At 74.3% G+C, this 20,979-nt stretch carries 14 protein-coding genes and 1 pseudogene; 10 read left to right on the top strand and 5 right to left on the bottom strand.

Features of this window, described 5'->3' with window-relative positions:
* Nucleotides 1-176 precede the first annotated feature (176 nt).
* Together WMF46_RS19930 and WMF46_RS19925 are read left to right on the top strand one after the other, a co-directional pair.
* Nucleotides 177-728, top strand: coding sequence for a hypothetical protein (locus WMF46_RS19930; protein WP_437747138.1), 552 nt, complete (start codon nt 177-179; stop codon nt 726-728).
* 191 nt (nt 729-919) lie between these two features.
* Nucleotides 920-1,288 (top strand): septal ring lytic transglycosylase RlpA family protein, encoded by a 369-nt coding sequence (locus WMF46_RS19925; protein WP_437987917.1) that lies wholly within the window; start codon nt 920-922, stop codon nt 1,286-1,288.
* Nucleotides 1,289-1,309: 21 nt separating this feature from the next.
* Here WMF46_RS19925 and WMF46_RS19920 read toward each other — a convergent pair whose 3' ends face one another.
* A complete protein-coding gene (locus WMF46_RS19920; protein ID WP_437987051.1) occupies nt 1,310-3,736 on the bottom strand; it encodes a PQQ-binding-like beta-propeller repeat protein in 2,427 nt (808 codons plus the stop codon).
* A gap of 222 nt (nt 3,737-3,958) precedes the next feature.
* Between WMF46_RS19920 and WMF46_RS19915 the strand changes: the two genes are divergently transcribed.
* The 3 genes from WMF46_RS19915 to WMF46_RS19905 all read left to right on the top strand — a co-directional run bounded on the left by WMF46_RS19915 (nt 3,959) and on the right by WMF46_RS19905 (nt 6,459).
* A complete protein-coding gene (locus WMF46_RS19915; RefSeq protein WP_437987050.1) occupies nt 3,959-4,585 on the top strand; it encodes a CDP-alcohol phosphatidyltransferase family protein in 627 nt (208 codons plus the stop codon).
* A 94-nt stretch (nt 4,586-4,679) separates the two neighbouring features.
* The gene (locus WMF46_RS19910; RefSeq protein WP_437987049.1) at nt 4,680-5,270 is read left to right on the top strand and encodes a Uma2 family endonuclease; all 591 of its coding nucleotides are present in this window, start codon (nt 4,680-4,682) and stop codon (nt 5,268-5,270) included.
* A 226-nt stretch (nt 5,271-5,496) separates the two neighbouring features.
* Nucleotides 5,497-6,459, top strand: coding sequence for an outer membrane protein assembly factor BamB family protein (locus WMF46_RS19905; protein WP_437987048.1), 963 nt, complete (start codon nt 5,497-5,499; stop codon nt 6,457-6,459).
* A gap of 31 nt (nt 6,460-6,490) precedes the next feature.
* Here the strand turns inward: WMF46_RS19905 and WMF46_RS19900 are convergent, their stop codons facing one another.
* Nucleotides 6,491-7,225 carry a hypothetical protein gene (locus WMF46_RS19900; RefSeq protein WP_437553977.1) on the bottom strand — a complete coding sequence of 245 codons (735 nt, stop codon included), beginning with the start codon at nt 7,223-7,225 and terminating at the stop codon, nt 6,491-6,493.
* Nucleotides 7,226-7,545: 320 nt separating this feature from the next.
* Between WMF46_RS19900 and WMF46_RS19895 the strand changes: the two genes are divergently transcribed.
* The 5 genes from WMF46_RS19895 to WMF46_RS19875 all read left to right on the top strand — a co-directional run bounded on the left by WMF46_RS19895 (nt 7,546) and on the right by WMF46_RS19875 (nt 17,233).
* The gene (locus WMF46_RS19895; RefSeq protein WP_437987047.1) at nt 7,546-9,075 is read left to right on the top strand and encodes a hypothetical protein; all 1,530 of its coding nucleotides are present in this window, start codon (nt 7,546-7,548) and stop codon (nt 9,073-9,075) included.
* 224 nt (nt 9,076-9,299) lie between these two features.
* A complete protein-coding gene (locus tag WMF46_RS19890) occupies nt 9,300-13,205 on the top strand; it encodes a serine/threonine-protein kinase (protein WP_437987046.1) in 3,906 nt (1,301 codons plus the stop codon).
* Between the two features lie 124 nt (nt 13,206-13,329).
* Nucleotides 13,330-14,352 carry a hypothetical protein gene (locus WMF46_RS19885; protein WP_437987045.1) on the top strand — a complete coding sequence of 341 codons (1,023 nt, stop codon included), beginning with the start codon at nt 13,330-13,332 and terminating at the stop codon, nt 14,350-14,352.
* Between the two features lie 122 nt (nt 14,353-14,474).
* Nucleotides 14,475-16,229: a hypothetical protein gene (locus WMF46_RS19880; RefSeq protein WP_437987044.1), complete on the top strand. Its 1,755-nt coding sequence runs from the start codon at nt 14,475-14,477 to the stop codon at nt 16,227-16,229.
* A gap of 344 nt (nt 16,230-16,573) precedes the next feature.
* Entirely contained in the window at nt 16,574-17,233 is a 660-nt protein-coding gene (locus WMF46_RS19875; protein ID WP_437987043.1) for an alpha/beta fold hydrolase, read from the top strand.
* 171 nt (nt 17,234-17,404) lie between these two features.
* Here WMF46_RS19875 and WMF46_RS19870 read toward each other — a convergent pair.
* The 3 genes and pseudogenes from WMF46_RS19870 to WMF46_RS19860 all read right to left on the bottom strand — a co-directional run.
* A pseudogene (locus WMF46_RS19870) lies at nt 17,405-17,530 on the bottom strand (IS481 family transposase); the annotation flags it as partial.
* Between the two features lie 842 nt (nt 17,531-18,372).
* Nucleotides 18,373-18,969, bottom strand: coding sequence for an ATP-binding protein (locus WMF46_RS19865; protein ID WP_437987042.1), 597 nt, complete (start codon nt 18,967-18,969; stop codon nt 18,373-18,375).
* A 227-nt stretch (nt 18,970-19,196) separates the two neighbouring features.
* On the bottom strand, nt 19,197-20,831 hold the full coding sequence (locus WMF46_RS19860; protein ID WP_437987041.1) for a hypothetical protein: 1,635 nt from the start codon (nt 20,829-20,831) through the stop codon (nt 19,197-19,199).
* Nucleotides 20,832-20,979 lie beyond the last annotated feature (148 nt).

The raw sequence follows: 20,979 nt of genomic DNA, 5'->3' as shown, positions 1-20,979 counted from the left end.
CCGCGGAGCTCGGGCGACGAGCGCGCGTCGCAGGGGTCATCGCAGCGGCGGCGGGTCGCCGCGGACCTGCGCGTGCCCGAGGCGCTGTTAACGCGGGTTCACGCGCCCGGCGCCGATCTGGAGACCCCGCGCGCATCGGCTCGGCGCGCGGGCCTGTTTCGGGTTATGGACGGATCGTGCTCTCCGGTCGTGCCCTGGCCCTCGCGGTCCTCGCGTGGTCGCTCCTCAAGGTCGCGGTGCGCCGTCTCTTCGACGACGGTCCGAGCGGGCTCGCGCTCTTCCGCGAGAACTACGACGCCGATGGCCTGCCGCCGCTCTCGCCCGCCGAGCGCGCGGCCCTGCCCCGCTTCTCCCGCTGCATCGCGTGCGGGCGCTGCGACCTCGGGGAGGCCGAGCGCATCGCGGCCTCCAGGGGGGCCTACCGCGGCCTCATGACCGTGGTGCTCGCGTCGTCGCGGAGCATGCCGGACTTCGACGCCGCGGCGCTCGCGCTCGCGCACGTGCCGGAGGAGGTGCTCGCCGAGAAGGAGAGGATCTGCCCGACCGGCGTGCCGTTCCGCGAGCTGGCCGGGTTCGTTCGGGCCAAGGCCAGGCCCCAGGCGGCCCCGTCCGCGGACGGGGCGGGGAGCGGCGAGCCCTCGGCCCTGGCCCTGGTCGCCGCGGTGACCTCGCCCGCGGCCGACCTCGACCCCTCGTCGGCCGATCGCGCCGCGCCCGAGGCGACGTGATGACGCCCGGTGGACGCCGCGGCGTGGCGAGGACGCTCGCCTTCCTCCTCCTCTTTTGCACCCCCGCCTGCTCCGCTCACCAGCCTGCAGCGCCCCGCACGGGAGCCGACGCGCCGATCGCGCTCGGCGTCGCGCCGAGCACCCCGCCGGCGCCCCCGCGGCACCAGGCCGAGGACGACGATCCGGACGACATCGACGGCGTCTCCACGCCGATCGCGCCCGCGAGCGCGCGGAGCGCGGCGAAGGGGACGCCGATCCAGGGCGGGCGCGCCACCTACTACGCCGACAAGTTCAACGGCCGCCGCACCGCGAGCGGCGAGCGCTACAACCCGCGCGCGCTCACGGCCGCGCACCGGACGCTGCCCTTCGGCGCCGTGGTCGACGTGGTCCGCCGGGACGGCCGCCGCGTGCGCGTGCGGATCAACGACCGCGGCCCGTTCAAGCGCGGCAGGATCATCGATCTCTCGCGCAAGGCCGCCGAGCGGATCGGGCTCATCGACGACGGCGTCACCCAGGTGACGCTCGAGCTCATCTGGAAGCCGGCTCGGCGGCCGCGCTGACGCGCGCCGCCGCGGCTACCGCTACTGGACGAGGCTGAGCCGCGGGGCCGCGGAGAAGGCCGCGAGGTGGCCGCTCTCCTCGGCCACGTAGACGTCGCACCGCTCGTCGACCCGCAGGAGATCCGGGATGAGGTCCGTCGGCACCTTGCCGAGCAGCGCGCCGTCGCGCGGCCGGACGACGTGCACCTCGCTCTGCGGCACGAACAGCGCGCCCGAGCGGAGCACCGGCTCGAGGCGCCGCGGCCTGTCGCCCTCGACGCCGCCCGCGATGACGTGCCGGTACCGGACCGCGCCGTCGTGCGCGCCGACCCCGACGATCTCGCCTGCCTCGCTGTTCACGACGACCACATCGTCCACCATGAGGCACGAGGCCATCGACGCGCACGCGGTCAGGTCGAAGCGCGTCGCCCCGGTGCGGCGATCGAGCCCCACGAGCCCCGTGCCGCGCCGCCCGTGGGTCACCACGCACACCGTCTCGGGCCCGAGCAGCGGCGCGCCGACCGGCGCGACGTGCTTCGGCAGATCGACCGTCCACCGCGCCTCGCCGGACCACGGGTCGAGGTGGTGCAGCCGCGCCCCGCCGCGGCCGACGAAGGCGCCGTCGCCCGCCAGCGCGAAGAGCGCGTCCTGATCGACCGCCACCGGCGACGCGAACGGGAGCCGGTCGCAGAAGCGCCACACGACCTCGCCGCTCAGCACGTCGAGCGCCGCGAGGGCCGGCTCGCCGCTGCCCACGAGGACGAGCTTGCCCGCGCGGCGGAGCCGGAAGTTCTCGCCGCGCCGCGCGGCGTAGCGCCAGCGCACCTCGCCGGAGTAGAGGTCCACGGCCGCGAGGTGGCGCGTCCCCTCGCTCACGATGAGCATCCGCGGCAGCCCGGGGCCGCTCACCACCGCGCCCGAGGCGTTCGCGCCCACGCGCGGCGAGAGCCGCGTCGACCAGGCGACCTCGCCGCTCGCCAGATCGTGCAGCTGCAGCGTGCCGTCGGGCAGGAGCCGCCCGAGGCCGACCGGCGTCATCACCGAGACCGCGCGCGGCGCGGGCTTGCGCCACAGGCACTCGCCGGTGCGCCGATCGATGCACGTCAGCTCGCGCGTCGAGCCCACCACGAGCACGTCGCCGCAGAGGAAGGTGGCGCGGAGATCGAGCGACGGGATCGCCGCGATCCACCGGGCCGTGAAGCGCAGGCGCGTCCGCCCGAACGTGTCCTCGGCCGCGGCCTGCGGGCGCGCCGCCGCCGCGAAGGCGCGGTACGTCTCCGGGGCCACGTTGATCTTCGCGTCGTTGCGCGTGAGCTCGCGGAGCCGCTCGGAGAGCGCGCGGACGCGCGCCCGGAACTCGAACAGGCGCAGGTTCGACGTCTGCCCGCGATCGCGGCGCACCAGGCTGCGCGCGAGCGCCCGCCCGAACGCGACCACGCCCTGGGCGAGCGCCGCCACGTCGACGGCCGGGAAGGTCCAGGTCTGCGCCCGCTCCTCGGCGGCCGCGAACGAGGGTACGCGGCCAGCGCCGGGCGCGCGGGGATCCGCGGAGGGGACGCGGCCCACGCGGGGCACGCCGAGCGTGAGCGACAGCGCCCCCTCGCTGTGCAGCCGGACGCCGAGGATCGCGCCGCCGACGGTCAGCCGGCGGTGGTAGGGCTGGCGCCGCGCCCACGCGTCGAGCGACTCGAGCGACAGCGACGCGAGCTGCTCTGCGAACGGGAAGACGAAGACGTCGGGCAGCTCCCGCGCCTCCTCGCCCACGAGCACGCGGATCTTGCCCCGGAAGAGGAGCGAGAAGAGGTCGGCTCTGAGCACGGCCGGCTGCGTGAGCGCCGCGCCCTGCGACGTGCGCAGGAGCGCCTCGGCCGCGATGGCGATCGGGATCTCGCCGGTCGGCTCGACGCCCACGATCGCGGGCTCTCCTCCCGCCTCGTCCGGCGAGAACGGCAGGGAGGCCGCGAGGCACCGCCGCGCGGCCGGGAGCCGCTGCTCGCCGATCCCGCCGCGATCCGCGTCGTTCTCGGCGAAGGCGGCGTCGCGGCGCGCGCCCGGGCCCCTGCGCGAGGCGAACCGGTCGATGGCCGCGAGGAGGCGCGCGCAGAGCGCTTCGCCGTCGAAGCGCCGCTCGTGCAGGGCGACCTCGGGCACGTCCCCGCCCTGGAAGACGGTGACGAGGAGGTCGCGGCCCACGCGCTCCAGCCCGAGCTCCCAAGGGTCGGGCTCGAGGCACAGGCGCACGACCGCGCGCGCGCGGCGTCCGGAGGCGAGCTCCGCCGCGGCCTCGGCGAGCTCGCAGAGCAGCGGCAGCGCCTCGGTCTCGGCGCGTAGCGGCAGCGCCGCTCCATCGAGCGGAGGAGGCGCGTTGCGCGCCCCCTCCAGGACGAAGTCGAGCACATCGTGCAGCGACGTGCGCTCGGGCTCCGATGAGCAACGGGTGTTGTCGGCGACAAGTGACAGTCCGGGCATCCGCCGACGGATGCTAGGCAGCGCGCGGCCCGGTCCTAAGTTTTGTGCGCGGATCGCCGCGGAGTGGACAAGCACGTGCCACCTGGCTAGACGGCGCCGGCGCCGGGCGCGCCGCGGCCCGAGGCGCCCTGCGACGCGAGGACGCCCCGAGAACGGCGACGCGCGCCGCGCAGAATGGTTGGCAATCGAACCGGACGTGCGACACTGCGCACCCCGAGCGCCATGCCTCCCGAGAGACCGCCCCATTTCTCGATGCTCCGGTCGTTCGCGCTCGCCGACTTCGTCACGCTGGCGAACGCGGCGAGCGGCACGCTGAGCATCCTGCTTTGCCTGAACTATGTGGCCGAGCGCGAGCGCATCTATATCTGGGTGGCCTTCGGGCTCCTGCCGTTCGCGCTGGCGTGCGACGTCCTCGACGGCACGATCGCGCGCTGGCGTCGCAAGCACTCGCCGCTCGGGGCCGATCTCGACTCCCTCGCCGACGTGGTCTCGTTCGGCGTCGCGCCCGCGGTGCTCGGCTACGCGCTCGGCCTGCGCGGGCCGTGGGACGCCGCAGCCCTCGTCTACTTCGTCGCCTGCGGGATCAGCCGCCTCGCGCGGTACAACGTCACGGCGGCCGAGCTGTCGGACGAGCGAGGAAAGGTGCGCTACTACGAGGGGACGCCGATCCCCACGAGCCTGCTCATCGTGCTGCTCTTCGGGGTGCTCTTCGCCAAGGAGCGCGTGCACGAGCAGCTCTGGCTCGGGTCCATCGCGCTCGGCCCCTGGGCGTTCCACCCGCTCAGCCTGGTCTATGTCGTGAGCGGCAGCGCCATGGTCAGCGGCACGTTGAGGATACCGAAGCCGTAAGGGGTGAGGGGCGGGCGCGCGGCGCCGCGCGAGCGTTCAGGGCCGGCGCGCTACACACCTTGCCTCTCCATGGGCGTCCAGGCAGGCTCCGGTCATGGGTCAGCCCGCCGAGAAGCAGCCCCGTGCCACGTACGCCGACCTCGAAGCCATCCCGTCGACCAAGGTGGCGGAGCTCGTCCGCGGCACCCTGCACGTGTTCCCCCGCCCGGCGCCGCGGCATGCGCGAGCCGCGTCCCGGCTTGGGGGGAAGCTGTCCGGCCCCTTCGACCTGGGCGAAGGCGGGCCCGGCGGCTGGACCATCCTGGTCGAGCCTGAGCTGCACCTCCCCGACCCGCGCACGCCTGGTGAGTTCGACGTGCTCGTGCCCGACCTCGCCGGCTGGCGGATCGAGCGCATGCCCGAGCTGCCCGAGACGGCCTTCTTCCCGCTCGCTCCCGACTGGATCTGCGAGGTCCTGAGCCCGTCGACCGAGGACGTCGATCGCACGGAGAAGATGCCCCTCTATGCGCGCGAAGGCGTGCTCCACGCGTGGCTCGTCGATCCAATTCGGCGCACCCTCGAGGTCTTCTCGCTCGCCGCGGGCAGGGGCTGGGAGCCCGGCCCCGTCCACCGCGACACGGCGCGGGTCCGGGTCGTGCCCTTCGAGGCCATCGAGATCGATCTCTCGGTGCTCTGGGCGAAGTAGCGGCGGCGAGTCCCCGGTCCGGCCGGGCCGCGCACGGTGGCTCTCGATCACGGGCACCCGGCGGCGATAGACTGCCCGGATGCGGCCCTGCAGGAGCTGTGGTGCCTCGCTGGAGGCAAGTCGTGATGGGATCGCATGCCCGCGCTGCGGCGCCGATGCCCCCGGCGTCGCAGGCGCGGCTGCACCGGGGGCTGCGCCCGCGCCTGGGCCATCCCGGGCGACGAAGGTGCTCCTCGCCGCGGCGATGGCCGCGGTCGGGATCGGCTTCGCGGTGATGTTCTTCGCGCGCGTCGACCCGCCGCAGGAGCCCGCGCCGCGCGCGCGCCCGCTCTCCACCCAGCTCGACGCCCTCTGCTTCGTGGACGCGAACGGCGACGACGCGCCCGACCCGGTGCTGTGGCAGGACGGCAAGACCCGCGGGCGCGTGGTGGCCGTCGACGGGCGCAGCGGGCAGGGGATCTGGGCGTCGCAGGAGATCGAGGAGCCGGACGCGCTCGCCTGCGCGGACGCGAACACGGTGCTCGCGGGTGGGGGCGACGCCGCGCTGCGCGCGCTCGACGCCCGCACCGGCAAGGAGCGCTGGGTGGCGAACCTCCCCGGGGTCCCCGACGAGATCGCGGGGGGCGACGGCTGCGCGACCGTGGTGATGAAGGACGGCACGGCGACCGGGATCAAGCTCGAAGGGGGCGCGGCGGACGACTGCCCGACGGCGCCGCAGCCGTCGGCGATCACGGGGCACTTCTGGGAGCGCAAGAAGAACCCCCAGGTGGTCCAGGCCGGCGGCGTGGAGGTCGTGCTCACCGCGCCGGCCGGGGGCCCGCCGCGGCTCACCGCCGAGGGGCGGCGCGGCAGCGAGTCGCTCTGGAAGAAGGAGCTCGCCGCGCGCGCGCCGCTCTCCGGCGGGCGGCCCGACCTGTTCCTCGTCGCGAGCGGCGGCGCCGCCGTCGTCGTCGGCGTCGACGTGGTGAACGGCACCGAGCCGCGGATCATCGCCCTCGACCCGGTGTCCGGGGCCGCGCGGTACGAGCGCGCCGCGGCCTACCTCGGCGACCGGCTCACGGCGGCGAAGGCGTCCGGCCCCTACGTCTACGTCATCAGCGGCGCCGCCGTGAGCGGCGCTGCGCTGCGCGCGATCGACCCGGCGACCGGAGAGACCGCGTGGCGCGCGACCACGCCGCCGTCGCCGTGAGCCGGTCGCCGGCGTGGCCCGCGGCGCGCCCTCAGCAGAGGCAGCCCACGAACGTGCCCGAGAACAGCGGTCGCTCCATCACGGCGGCGCCGCACGTCGGGCACGTATCGCCGAGCTTGAGCTCGCGGGGCTGCGGCGCCGGCTTCGCCGGCTGCGCGGAGGGGGACGTCCCCGCGACGGCGAGCGGCTGGAACTCCACGATCGACACGCGCGAGAACCCCTGCCTCGGCGTGGCGCTGCGCTGCGGCGACGTCAGGAGATCCTGCTTGCTGCGGACCGGCAGGATGGGTCGCGACATGTTGATGTAGGCGAGCTCGATCGTGTAGAGCGCCGGATCGAGCATGCGCGGGTCCTCCGGCTGGACGATCCCGTGCTGGAAGGCCTCGATCAGCATGTCGACGTCCGTCCTCGCGTTGCGGTTGCGCGCGGCGTCGACCAGGAAGAGGCCATTGCCGTAGTAGGCGGCGTTGAGCCAGAAGCCGGTGCCCGCGGTGTGGTAGCCGCCGGTCGCCCACTTGTACCCGCGCAGCGAGCGCACGTGGGTCGTCAGCGCGTTCGCGAGCGCGTACGACGTCATGCCGAGGGGCAAGAGGCTCACGAGCGCCGCCGGGTGGAAGTTCAGGCAATCGCTGCAACAGACAGGCACCGTCGGCACGAGCGCCTGCGCGGGATCGATGCAGACCTGGACTTCCGATTCGCTGCGATAGCAGCCGGTAAAACACGAATGCCGCTCGACGGCGGCCAGGAGCGCGGCGGGAAGTGCCATGCGGGGAACTATACCGTCCACGAGGGCGCATGGCTGCCACGAGGCGCAGCGCCGCCGCCGTTGTCCGAGGCGTGCGCGCCGCGGCGAGCCCAGGTGTTCGCGACGTTCGCGCGCACGTGTCCGCGTGGTCGCGTCTCGCATCTCGGCTGCTCGCACGATTGCGGGCAGACGAGCGCAATTGCGTCCTTCGTGCGCCTGTCACAGGATCGCTGCGTGCTGATCGCCGTACACCCTGAGCGCTTGCTCCGCTGCCCGTGCGTCCTCGATGGAGATCGCGCGGAGCGGCGCGGGCTCCGGTCCAGCGCGGGCGTCGGCGCCTCGTGTCCATCGGAGTGCCGCGCGGACGCACGGGCGGCGTGACGGGGCGGGAGCGTTCGCTGCTCGTTGCGCTCGCCGGCGCGCTCTCGGCGCTGCTCCCGGCGCTCGCGCTCTCGGGGTTCACGGTCGACGACGCCCTGATCACGGCGCGTTATGCGCACCACCTCGCCCGGGGGCTGGGCTACCGCTTCAACGCGGCCGGGCCGGTGACCGACGGCGTGACGCCGCTCGGGTGGGCGTTCGTGCTGGCGCCGTTCGCGGCCGGCGGGCCGCTCGCCGCGCTCGCGGCCGCGAAGGCGCTCGGCGCCCTCGCGTGGACGCTCGCCGCCGGCGTCCTGGCGCTCGCGATCGATCGGGCGTCCGATCGTCCCATCCGGTTCGCGGCGCTCGCGCTCGTGCCGGCGTCGGCGCCGCTCGCCGCCTGGAGCGTGGCGGGCATGGAGACGGGCGTCGTCGCGGCGCTGGGGGCGCTCGCCGTCGCGCTACCGGCGCTCGGCCGCGCGCTCGCCGGCGCGGCCTGCGCCGGGGCCGCGGCGGCGCTCCGGCCGGAGCTCCTGCCGTTCGCGCTCGTCGTCGCGCTCTCGGCCCAGGCGGCTCCGCGCCGCGACGCCGCGGGGGGCGCGCCGCCGCGGCCCGCGTGGGCGCGAGCGCTCGCCGCGCTCGCGCTCGCGGGCCTCCCCTTCGTCGCCGTGGCCTTCGCGCGCCTCTCGATCTTCGGGCGGGCCGCGCCGCTCGCCGCGCTGGCGAAGGCGCCGGACGCGGCGCTCGGGGCCCGGTACGCGCTCGCGTGCTTCCTCCTGACCGGGCCTGCGGCGCTGATCGCGCCGGCCGCGTGGCGCGCGCTCCCCGCGTGGCCGCGCGGGCTGCTCGCGGCGGTCGCGGTGCACTTCCTCGCGGTCGCGGCGGCGGGCGGCGACTGGATGCCGCTCTCGCGGCTCGTCGTCCCGGCGCTGCCCGCCGTGGTGCTCGCGGCGGCCTACGTCGCCTCGGTGGCGGATGCGCGCGCCACGGCGCTCCGGCTCGCGCTCGCGCTCGCGGGGGAGCTCTTCGTGATGGTCCGGGTCGGGCCGACCGCCGCGCGGGTGGGCAGCGACCGGCTGCGCGTCGTCGAGGAGCTCCGCGGCGCGCTCGCCGGGGCGGAGGTCGTCGCGGCGCTCGACATCGGCTGGCTCGGGGCGGCGACGGGCGCGACCCTCGTCGATCTCGCGGGGGTCACGGATCCGGCGATCGCGGCGCTGCCCGGCGGGCACACAACGAAGCGGATCCCCGGGGCGCTGCTCGATGCGCGCCGGGTGGACGCGCTGGTGCTGCTGCTCGCCGAGGGCGAGGCGCCCGCGTCGCCGTGGCCCGCGTCGCGGTTCGCGCGCGGGGTGGAGCAGCGCGTCGCGCGCCTGCCCGGCGCTGGCGACGCGTTCGCTCCCGTGGCGGTGAGCGGCCTCCCGCACCTCCGCTACGTCGTGCTGCGGCGGCGCGCAGGCGACGCAGAGGCAGGCCAAGCGCCCCCTGACGCGGGCGCGCAGCGCGACAGGTAGGTGGGCCGGGGAGGCGCGCCAGTGCGCCAGCGTGTGCGCCGCGCCGACGCGAGCGCCTGCGCCGCGACATGCGTCCCTGCGAGGTGGCTCGGCCAGGGGATCGGCCACGGTGAGCCGGCGCGCACGCCGCGCGGCGTCGAGCGAAGTGACAGTGGACGGACGGCGCGCGCCGCTGGCACGCTGTGCAATAGCGGCAGAGCGCCCGCCAGGAGCGCGTCAGCTCGATGCAGGCAGGAGAGGTCGTCGACGACCGGTTCGAGATCGAGGAGCACGCCGCCTCGGGCGCGACGGCGCGCGTGTACCGCGCGCGCGATCTCCGGTCCGGCGAGCTCGTCGCGCTCAAGCTCCTCCAGACCGCCGCGACCGCGTCGCTGAGCGCCCTCGCGCGCGAGCACCTCGCCCTCGCGACGCTCGCGATCCCCGGCGTCGCCCGTTACGTCGCGCACGGAGCGACGGGCGGCGGCCGGCTCTACCTCGCGATGGAGTGGCTCGATGGCGAGACCCTCTCGGAGCGGCTCGATCGCGGCCCGCTCACGCTCGCCGAGGGCCTCACGCTCGCCGCGCGCATCGCCGAGACGCTCGCCGCCGTCCACCAGCTGGGGTTCGTGCATTGCGACGTGAAGCCGGGCAACCTCATCCTCGAGGGCGGCGACCTCCAGCGCGTCCGGCTCATCGACTTCGGCGTCGCGCGCTTCTCCGGGGATGACGAGGAGGAGTTCCCGACGCTCGGCGACATCCGCGGCACGCCCCAGTACATGGCCCCGGAGCAGGCCCGCGGCGAGCCGCAGATCGACGCGCGCGCCGACGTGTTCGCGCTCGGCAGCGTGCTCTTCGAGTGCCTCACCGGGCGCGCCGCGTTCGGCGGCAGCGACCCGCTCTCGGTCCTCATGAAGGTCCTCCTCGAGGAGCCGCCGCGGCTCAGGGAGCTCCGCGACGACGTCCCGGCCTGGCTCGATCGGCTCGTCGCGCGGATGCTGTCGAAGGCGCGGGAATCCCGGCCGCGCGACGCGGGCGTCGTCGCGGCGGCGCTCGCCTCGGAGGCGCTGGATTCACGCCTCGACGCGGGCCCGCCGTCGCTGCAGCCCCCGTCGTCCCACCCGCCGGCGCAGCGCGGCCGCGAGATCACGACCAGCGAGCGGAAGGTCATGTGCCTCCTCCTCGCCCGGGAGGGCTGGGCCGACGCGGAGGCGACGCTCTCCGACGTCGAGGACGAGGCGCGGGCGCGGGCGATCCGCGAGATCGTCGAACGCCACCGCGGCCGGATCGAGCTCCTGGAAGCGCGGTGGCTGCTCGTGACGCTCTCGGGATCGGCCGCGCCCACCGACCTCGCGGCGCAGGCGGCCCGCTGCGCCCTCTCGCTCAGGGAGCTGCTCGGCGGCGCCCGCCTCTCGCTCGTCATCGGCCGGGCCGAGGTCGCCGCGCGGCTGCCGGTCGGCGCGGTGATCGATCGCCTCGTGCAGCTCGTCCAGGGCAGCCGAGAGCCCCTCCATCCGGCGGCGATCCGCATCGACGACACGACCGCGGGCCTGCTCGGCGCGCGGTTCGACGCCACCCGGGACGCGTCGGGGTGCTGGCTCCACGGCGCGCGCGAGGAGCCCGAGACGCAGCCCTCGCTCCTCGGCCGGCCGGCGCCCTACGTCGGGCGCGAGCGCGAGCTCGGGCTGATCGAGGCCGAGATCGACGCCTGCGTCCGCGGGGCGGCCCCGGGCGCGGTGCTGGTGACGGGCGCGGTGGGGTCGGGCAAATCACGCCTCTGCTACGAGCTCGTCCGCGCGCTCCGGTCGCGCAGCGAGCCCCTCGCGGTGTGGCTCGGCCAGGCGGACCCGATGAGCGCCGGCTCCGCCTTCGGCCTGCTCCAGCGCGCGCTCCGCCGCGGGCTCGGCCTGCGCGACGGCGAGCCGATCGAGTCGAAGCGGCGCAAGATCCGCGCGCGCGTCGAGCGCCGCTGCGGCGCCGCGGCGGCCGCGCGCGTCGCGCCGTTCCTCGGCGAGCTCGCGGGCGCGCCGTTCCCGGACGACGACGACGTGCAGCTCAGGGTGGCGCGGCGGCACCCGCTCCTGATGAGCGACCAGCTGCGCCTCGCGTGGGAGGATTTCCTCGACGCCGAGTGCGCCGCGCAGCCGGTGCTCCTCGTGCTCGACGACCTGCACTGGGGCGATCTGCCGACCGTGACGCTCGTCGAGGCCGCGCTGCGCAACCTGAAGGGCAGGCGGTTCGCGGTGCTCGCGCTGGCGCGGCCCGGCGTGCACGAGCTCTTCCCGGGGCTCTGGGGGCCTCACCTCGTCCGGGAGGTCCGCCTCTCTCCGCTCGCGCCGTCGGGCGGAGAGCGGCTCGTGCGGGAGGCGCTCGGCGCCCGGGCGAGCGCGGAGCTCGTGAGGACGCTCGTCGAGCGCGCCGACGGCAACGTGTTTTATCTGGAGGAGCAGATCCGCGCCGCCGCCCGCGGCCGGACCGCGGCGCCGCCGGAGACGGTGCTCGCGATGGTGCAGGCCGGGCTCGACGCGCTCGACCCGGAGGCGCGCCGCGTGCTGCGCGCCGCGAGCGTCTTTGGCGAGGCGTTCACCGAGGCGGGGGTCGCCGCGCTCGTGGGCCGGTCGGAGGTCGCGCGCGAGGTCGACGAGCTCGTGCGGCATGAGGCGATCGTGCGCATCGGGCCGCGGAGCGCGGCCGGCGACGCCGCGCTCCGGTTCCGCCACGCGCTCATCCGCGAGGCCGCCTACGGCATGCTGACCGAGGGCGATCGGCGGCTCGGCCACGCGCTCGCGGGCGGCTTCCTCGCGCAGCGCGGCGAGGCCGACCCCATGGCGCTCGCCGAGCACTTCGAGCGCGGCGGCGAGCCCGCGCGCGCGGCAACGGCGTACCTCGCGGCCGCGCGGCAGGCGCTGCGGGGCAACGACCTCGGCGCGGTGCTGGCGCGCGCGGCGCGCGGCGTCGCGTGTGATCCGGCGCCCGCCACGGTGGGCGAGCTCCGCCTGCTCGAGAGCCAGGCGCACTTCTGGCGCGGCGATCTCGCGCTCGCCGAGGAGCGCGCCGCGGCCTCCGCGGAGCACCTCGCGGAGGGATCCGCCGCCTGGTTCGCCGCCCTGACCCGGATCATCATCGCCGCGGGCGCCACGGGCGGCCTCGAGCGCGTCGAGCGCTGGGCCGCCGTCGCGCGCGACACGCCTGCGCCCCTCGAGGACGGGAGCTCCGCCAAGAGCGCCTGCCTGAGCTCCGCCGCGCTCATGCTGATCTTCGGCGGCCGCTACGCGCTGGCCGACGCGCTGCTCGAGGGCGCGGAGCGCGCGATCGAGGGCGCCCCGGCGCCGGATCTCGAGGCCGTGGCGAACCTCCACGAGGCGCGCGCGATCCGCGCGCACGCGGGCGGGGACCCCGGCGCGAGCCTCGCGGGCATCGCGGCGGCGCTCGCGGCGTTCGAGCAGGCCGGCGACGTGCGGCGGGCGTGCATGGCGCGCATGAACCTCGGCTACTCGTACGGCCAGGTGGGTCAGCTCGAGGAGGCCGAGGCGGCGCTGCGGCAGGCGCTCGCCGAGTCGGAGCGCATGGAGCTGCGCGGCACCACGGCGTACGTCCTCCAGAACCTCGGCCTGGTGCTCTCCTACCGAGGCCGGCTCGACGAGGCGAGGTCGGTCGAGGAGACCGCGTGCGCGATGCTGGAGCGCCACGGCGACGTGCGGATGGAGGGCTGCGCGCGCGTCTACCTCGCGAGCATCCTGCTCCTCGCGGGCGATCCCGAGGCGGCGGCGCGCGAGGCGCGGGCGGCGGACGCGATCCTCGAGCGGGCCCCGCCGATGCGCGCCTACGCCGTCGCGGTGCTCGGGCGCGCGCTGCTCCACCTCGGCAGCCCTGGCGACGCGCTCGCCGCCGCCGAGCGTGCGCGCGCGCTGCTCGACGAGGTGGGCGTGGAGGAGGGCGAGTCGGTGGTGCGCCTGGTCTACGCCGAGGCGCTGTCGGTCTGCGGGCGCGGCGCCGAGGCCGCGCGGGCGATCGCCGAGGCGCGCGATCGCCTGCTCGCGCGCGCCGAGAAGATCAGCGACGGCGCGTTCCGGGCGCACTTCCTGGAGCGGGCCGTCGACAACGCGCGCACGCTCGAGCTCGCGCGGGCGTGGCTGGGCGAGGCGGCGGAGTAGCCGAGCGCGCTCGCCGCTCCGCCACATCCCGAGGAACGGCAAACCGACCGCTGTCGATGCAATGCCATCGACCCTGGGCCGCTCGAGCTAGGCTCGGCGCGCCTGCGCGGAGCTCGATCTCGCGATGCGACAGCTGTCTCTCTTCGAAGGCCGCGCGCTCCTGGTGGAGCCGGTCCCGGTCGACGGCGCCGCGGCGCTCTCGCCCGGCGACGGCGCGCCCGAAGGTCAGCTCGATCTGTTCGCGCAGCGCACGCTGCGGCTATCGCTTGCGTCCGAGGCGATCGCCGCGGGGGAGCTGCGCGAGGCGCGGCGGCTGTTCGCGGAGCTCGCGGCGATCCATCCGGCGGACGCCGACCTCCGCCGCCAGTCAGAGCGGGTCGCCGCGCTGGAGCGGAAGCTCGCGCGGGCGCAGGGCTCGGCCGCGCCGGCGGCTGCGCTGCTCGGGATCGCGCGCGGCCTCGAGCCTGCGAGCGGCGCGTTCGCGTTGCTGCGCAGCGTGCTGCTGCGCCGTGTCGCGGAGGCGCTCCGCGAGGCCGAGGGCGACGACGGGCGGCTCGAGGGGCAGCCTCCCGGGTACTACTGGCTCGCGGCGGGCGACGCGGCCGAGGCGCGCGCCTCGCTGACGAGCGCGGCGGCGGTGCGGCGGAGCGCGCGCACGCTGTTCCTGCTCGCGGACGTCGCGACGGCGCTCGGGGAGCCCGCGGCGCGGCGGTACTACCTCGAGGCGCTCCTCCGCGATCCGTTCGACGCGGCGCTCGCGTCGGCGCGCGACGAGGCCGTGCGCGGATTGCCCGACGTGGCGCGCTACGAGATCGAGATCGAGGAGGAGCCGGCGGCGTGGTCGGCGCCCGTGGGGATCGTGACGGGGGTGCTGCCGCCGCCGGTGGGGATCGCGCTGGACGAGGCGGTCCTCGAGGAGCGTGCCGCGTCCGGGGGAGCTGTCGTCGAGCCACCGCGAGCGGCCGGGCAGGCCGAGGCGCTCTCGAGGGCGCGGCGCTTCGTCGCGGCGCTCGCGGCGGCGTCTTCGCGTGAGGCGCGCCGCTCCGGGGAGGCGGTGATCGACGCGCGGCGCGCGATGAAGCGGCTCGCGCCGGCGCTGTTCGCGGCGTACATGGCGCGCGGCGGGGGTGCGCTGCAGAGCGGGTAGGGCGCGCTGCTGGTGGGTAAGGCGTGCTGCTGGTGGGTAGGGCAACCGCGTCGCTGTTCGACGAGCGGCATGACGCCCTGGCGGAGGGCGGTTGGCCAGGTCGTTTACACTGCGAGGCGGCGATGAGGAGCCGCCCTTTCATCACGCTGCGCCTCCCCAGGGTCGTTCATCCGGGCGAGGCGTTCGACGTCGGGCTCTCGCTCGAGAGCGCCGCGAAGACGCCCATCAACTTCGTGCGCGTGGCCCTGCGGCACACGCACGAGCAGATGGTTCCGGGCGAGAGGACCTTCGAGGTTCGCGACCTGCTCCTCCTGAGCGAGGAGGTGGCCGGGGAAGGGCGGCTCGGCGAGGGGATTCACCGCTACCGCGTCTCGTTCGCGCTGCCCGGTGATCTCCCGCCGACGTTCGCCGGCGCCTTCCAGGCGTGCCGGTGCGAGGTCCGCGCGCACGTCTCCATTCCGTGGTGGCTCGACGCGCGGGAGAGCCAGGAGGTCCTCATCCGGCCCCGGTCCGCTCAGCGGCCGGAAGACAGGCCGTTCATCGACGCGAGCCACCGGGGGCGCGGCGCCTTCGTCGAGGTGTCGCTGCCGGGCCGGACCCTCACCCCGGGCGCGATCGTGACCGGGGCCGTCGCCTTCGGTGGTCTCCCGGGGCGCTACCCCTTCGGGCTCCGCGTCGCGCTGGTCGGCAATGGGGTGGAGCAGGTGAACGCGCGCGGCGGTTCGTATGAGAGCTGCCCGAACGTGTTCTTCCAGGATGTCACAGGGATCGCCGAGGGAACGGAGGTGCCTTTCCGCATCTCTCTGCCGGGCGATCTCGCGCCGTCCTTCAGCCTCCGCGAGGTGGCCCTGGAGTACGCGCTGGAGGTGACGATCGAGCACCTGGCGGGCGGGGAGCTGGTGCGGCACCGCGTGCCGGTGATCGTCGGCCTGTTCGAGCCGCGGACCGGGCGCGATGGAAAGCGGCCCCGGATAGGCGCGGATCGCTGGCGCGCGGTCTGGGCGCGCGCGGGGCGGCGGGTGGGGCTCTCGCTGGAACGGGGGCTGCGGCTCCGCGGCGTGCGCGCGGGGTGCACCGTGGAGGTGGCCTCTGCCGTGAAGGGGTTGAGGGCCGGTCTGGGCGCGACGGTGCGGTTCGCGGAGCCCTGGGGGTTGCGCCTCGACGTGCAGTGGCGGCGCGTGCTGGAGCTTGATGGGCTGGAGACGGGGGACGAGGGGTTCGATCGGCGCTTCCGGGCGGCGGGACGGGAGGAGGCCCAGGTGGTGGCCGTGCTCGGGCCTGCGCTCCGCCGTGCGCTGCGTGCTTTCCATCGGGCCGACGTGGACGACAGGGAGGCGTGGGTGTGGAGCGCCGCGGAGGCGTCGGACGAGCAGGCCCTCGGCGCGTTCCTGGCGCAGGTCAACGCGCTCGCGCAGGCGCTCGCGGAGGCCGGCGCGGCGCTGCCGCCGCCGGCGGTGATGGCGGCGTGGCTGCCCGCGTGGCGCCGCTTCGCGGAGGAGAGCGACGGGGCGCTCCGGGCCGGTTCGATGCGGCTCTCGGGGACGCTCGAAGGGGCGCGGTTCGAGCTGGAGACGCTGTTCAAGGGGGCCGTTCCTGCGAGGACGCGGGTCTCGTTGCGGCTGGATCCGCCGATCGAGGGCGCGGCCCGGCCGAGGAACGCGGCGGAGCAGGGGATCGCAGCGGCGATCCTGGAGCAGGCGGCGCGCCTCGGTGGGGTTGCGGATGCGGAGGAGGGGGTCGCGGTGGCGCCGGGCGCGATCGCGGTGGTGATCGGTGCGCCGCTCGCGGATCCGGCGGCGGCGCGGGAGGTGCTGCGGCCCATGCTGGCGCTCGCGCGGCAGATGCGGGGGGAGGGGCGGGGCGGGCCGTACCGGTGAGGGCGAGCGAGGGCGGGGACGAGACATGGCCGGGGGCTGGTCGGCAGGGCGGGCGGGGAGGTGGTGAGATGGCCGGCGGCTCGTCGGCGGGGCAAGCGGGTAGGTCGCGATCTGGGCGGCGGCTCGTCGGCGGGTAATGGTCAAGGTGCCAGTCGGTTGATCAACGTGAGCAGTTTGCGATAGCGGCCGTCCGATGAGGAGCTCGATGACGCCGAGGCTTCGGTCAGAGGAGAGCACGAGGCCCACGCCGCGAGGGGACAAAGCCCCGCCGGAGTCGTCGCTCTCCGCCACCTCTCCGCGGCCTTCGACCGTGACAGGTACGAGCTGTTCAAGGGAATGGAGGAATGCTAGAGCAGCACGTGCCCAACTTCCTCCACGAAGACTCAGAAGCATTGCTCTTCCTGCCCGGCGCAGGCGGTGACACGACAATGTGGAAGCCGGTCAGTGACGGCCTCTCGCACCGAGGTCGGCGGAGATTTTTCAGCTGGCCGGGGCTTGGTGGGGCAGCTGCAGATCCGGCGGTGCGTGGGATGTCCGACCTCGTCGAGCGCGTCGTGAACGAGATCACCGGTCCGGTGGTGCTTTTTGCGCAGTCGATGGGCGGGCTGATCGCATTGCGTGAGGCAATGGCGCGGCCGGAGCGTGTTCGAGCGATGGTTCTTTCCGTGACGTCCGGGGGCATTGATGTCCGTACGTTGGGCGCGGTCGATTGGCGTCCACAGTTCGAGCAGCGGAACCCCGGTGCCCCACGCTGGTTCTTAGACGCGCGGGACGATCTCTCCCCGCGGCTGCATGAAATCTCTACGTCGGTGTTGCTGCTTTGGGGGGATGCTGATCCGATCAGCCCGGTGGCTGTGGGTCGTCGGCTCGCGGAGTTGCTGCCACGAGCCGAGTTGATCGTCGTCCCGGGCGGCACGCATGATCTGGTTTCCGAGCGCGCGGGCGAAGTTTCTCCGCATATCGAGCGGCACCTCGAACGAGCGCTGAAGTCCCCGGCGGGGTGACGCGCCGTTCGGCAGAATGATAATTGCCGGTTCGCGCAGGAGTCAGACCATGCCGGCCTGGAAATGTCCCGCATGCGGCCGCACGTTTGCTCGCAAGGGCCAGCGTCACGCCGGCGGTACCGGGGGATCGTAGCTGCCCTCTCCGCATGATCCGGCGTGAGCCAGCGCACGTCACCGCGCCCTGGCCAGCTTCAGCTCGTTGTTCTTGAGGGGGACCTGCGCGAGCAGAACCGGGCCGCAGCACAGCTCCCAGACGTCATCGGCGCTCTGAATCGACTCCACGGGCTCGCCGGCCATGCCGTGTGGAGACGTTGGACTGCGAGCCAAGCGCGCAGTAAGTCCGACAGGGTGTGAACGACCGGGGGCTGTTCGGCAGGGCAGGCGAGCATGTTGCGACAGGGCCACGGATGTGCTGGCGGGGACGTGGCCGGGGAACTATCCGGAGCGCGCTCGGAGCGCCTCGATCGCGCGCCGGATGCCGAGGGCCACGTCGTGCCACGCTTCGTCGCGGTCCTGCCAGAGGGTGACCGGCCTGGCATCCCCACTCGTTGCCGGCGCCGACGCGTCGGTCATGCCAGCTCTGGAGGAGACCCTCGCGTCTGAGAAGGGCGAGGTGGGTCTCCAGCTCGTCGCGGAGCGCCTCGTCCTTGTGGGAATAGCTGAAGAAGAGGCGGATGGCATTCCCTATCGGGAAACCTTTCCCAAGAGGTACCGTGGTCGTGAAATAGAGATGCCATGCGTTGGCATTTGTGTCGCCTGCGCAGAGGAACTTTTGCGATGCTGCCGCACACCTGAATGGGCTAGTTGGACTGATCTGATCGCGCAGGCATGGACCGGACCGGAGTGGCCCTGCAGCGTGCGCTCCTCTCCAGTCCACATCCGTACTGGATGCAGCAGCCGGATCTCCGGCAGGCCGCGCGGGAACCGCAGCGTTCGCGCAATTCTCTCCTCCTCCCATCCCGCCGAGCGCAGCCGGTTGTAGTCCAGCTCCGGCAATGCTTCCGGCGCATCGCGGAGCCAGTGCGACTCGGCCCGCACCGCTCGGTGGAGCAGGTCGATGTCGCCGTCCCGGAGTTCCTTCGCGCCGAAGCGCAGTGTCTCTTCGAGCGCCGCGGGGCCATCCTCGCGACAGAGCGCCCTCAAGAGGCCGAGATCCCGGCACAACCCCCGCGCTTTCTCCTTCTCGCCCGCCGCGAGGCCATGCGCGATCGTGTGTCGCGCGGCATACCGCCTCCGGAACGCACGCGAGGCGGCAGCGCGTACGGCAGGAAGCCCGGCAGCGGGTTCTGCCCGGCACTGTCGCTCCGCGCCTCGTCGAGGCCGTCGACGACGAGCACCAAGCGCTCGCCTCGGGGGACGAGTTCGTGCTTGGACACCTTCGCCAGGAGCTCGATCAGCCGGCTCTCCGGCCGCGCCTCGGGGTCCTTCTGCGCCGGGTAGAGCGCCTCGATCTGCGCCGAGAGGGAGCGGGCGACCGCCTCGGGGCGATCCCAGTCCCTGACGTCGCGCCGGAGGAAGTGGTGCGGCGCCGTGTGGCCGCGCTGCTCGTGCACGTCGAGCCATCGCGAGAGGATCGCGCTCTTGCCCATGCCGGGCCCGCCCGTGACGAGCACCCAGCGGCCCGACGCGCCCGCACTATCGATGTGGCGATCGATGGCGGCGAGCACGTCCTCTCGACCGAAGAGGTGCTCGTGGCGGCTGCGCTCGATGCCGAAGTCGATGAGGTCTCTCGCCACGGCGCCAGTTTAACAGCGCGCATGCCCCGCCCGGCGAGCGCCGCGCGATGCGGACCAGGGCTTCGAGCGGCGTGTCCGCGCTCCCGGCACCCGTCCGCCGATGACGCAGCACCCGCAGGGCCCCCGATGTGCGGTTCCTACCGTCCGATGCGCGCGCACGGCGTCGCGCCCCTTCGCCGAGAGCGTCGCAAGGGAGGGCTTCGCGGGGATGTCCCGGTCCCCGATCCTCAGTCCCAGCGGTCGAGCTTGTAGGTGACTCGCCCGTTCTTCGTGGTGACGCGGAAGAGGTAATCCCACTTGCCGGCGCTCTTCTGGAGCTTGATGCCGCAGGCTGACGCCTCCTTGGCTCCCGCGATGGTCGCGTTCTTCGCGTACGCCTCCATGGTGGCGCGGATGCCGTGGTACTCGCTTCGCAGGTCTTCCGGAAAGAGGCCGCCGCTGCGCTCGTGGTTCACGTCTCGCGCGCCGTCGAGGAGGAAGAAGACCGACTGGCCCTGGTGCGGGTACTTGTCCGGGCCGTCCCACATCGTCGGCTGGAGCGCGATCGCCGTGACGTTCTGGAACTGCCCCGCCTTCAGGTTCCACGCGCTCGCCGGCGAGCCCTTGACGTACATGTACCAGCTCACCTGGTTCCGCTTCTCTTCGCGATCCCACTGGAGGATGGGCGGTGAATCAGGGTTCGCGGCCGTCACCAGCGCCGCGTACGACGCGTTCTGCTCGGGCACGAAGAACTCGATGCGCTCCGCGTCCGCGAGCACGGTCCGCTGGAACTTCTCCCAGGTCATGACGACCGGCGGCTGCTCCACGGACGCTGCGGCCGTGGCGATCTTGGCTTTCAGGTGGCCGAAGACGCCGCCGCCCTGCTCCTTGGGCGCACCCGCCTTCGGCTTCCACAGCGCCTGGATGTCTTCCAGCCTGGCGAACCGGCGTTCCAGTGCGCCGGCCGAGCCGAGCTTCTGCACGATGGCCTCGGCCTGCGCGATGTTGCCGGCGCTCGGCGCCGCCTGGGGGCGCTGGTAGAGGAGCGGGTGCATCTTGGCGTCGAACTTCGCCTTGATGTCGGCGAAGCCGAGCCCGGCCTGGATATCCTCCAGGAGGGTGCCGATCATGCCGCTGCGCACGTGGCAGAACCCTGCCGGCGCGGTCGCCGCGGCGAGCCATGTGAGGTTGTCGCGGGCGACGGGGTTCTTCGTCGCCGCGCGCGCCTCATGCAGATCGACCAGCCACTTCGCCACGCCGATGCACTTCTCCGATCGGTAGAGGTTCCCGGTGGTCAGGAGGGTGTGCGCCTGCCTCACGACCTCGAGCGGGAACTCGGCGAGCCCTCGGCAGAGGGTGCCGTAGTCCTGGAGCTTCTCGGCCACGACCTGCGAGGTGGTCTGCACGGCGGACGGCTTGAAGACGAGCTCCCGCCCGGGCGCGACGGCCATGTGCTTCCAGGAGAAGGGCGGCTTCTGGCTCTTGTTGCTGGGCATCCCCCACGTGCGCTCGTCGGAGAGGAATACGCCGGTCACCTTCGCGCGCGCGACGAGGAGCGCCATGGCCTCGACGGAGGCCCGGAAGAACGGCGGCGCTGCCTCGGGGGCCCACGCGATTGACGTTGCGGACCCATCGGGCGCGACCTTCACCAGCCCGCCGAAGCGCTCGACGAAGCGGCGGCACGCGCTGCATGTGTAGTGCTGGCGCCGCTCCGCGCGGAGCCCGTCGAGGAACGCGTCGAAGAGGCCGGCGGCGTCCGTGGTGAAGAGGCGCGCGCCGCCGGCGGTCACTTCGCCGAAGCGGGCGCGGATGGCTTCGAGGAAGGCCGGGTACTGTTCGTCGTCGATCGGCTCAGCCTGAGACGTCGTGATCGCGTCGGACATCGCGTGCTCCTTGAAGGGCGGTCGGTGCGCCCATGGTATCTCGGTCCGCTCCGTTTCCAGCGCCGTTCACGGCGGCGCTGCATCCAGCGCCCGCGTTGTCGCTGTCAGCTCCGCCTCGGCCTGGGCGAGCCGCCTCCTGGCGCGGCCG

Origin of the sequence: Sorangium sp. So ce117 (assembly GCF_051524395.1) — a bacterium.
GTDB lineage: Bacteria > Myxococcota_A > Polyangia > Polyangiales > Polyangiaceae > Sorangium > Sorangium cellulosum_B.
This window is presented reverse-complemented; position numbering and strand designations above follow the sequence as displayed.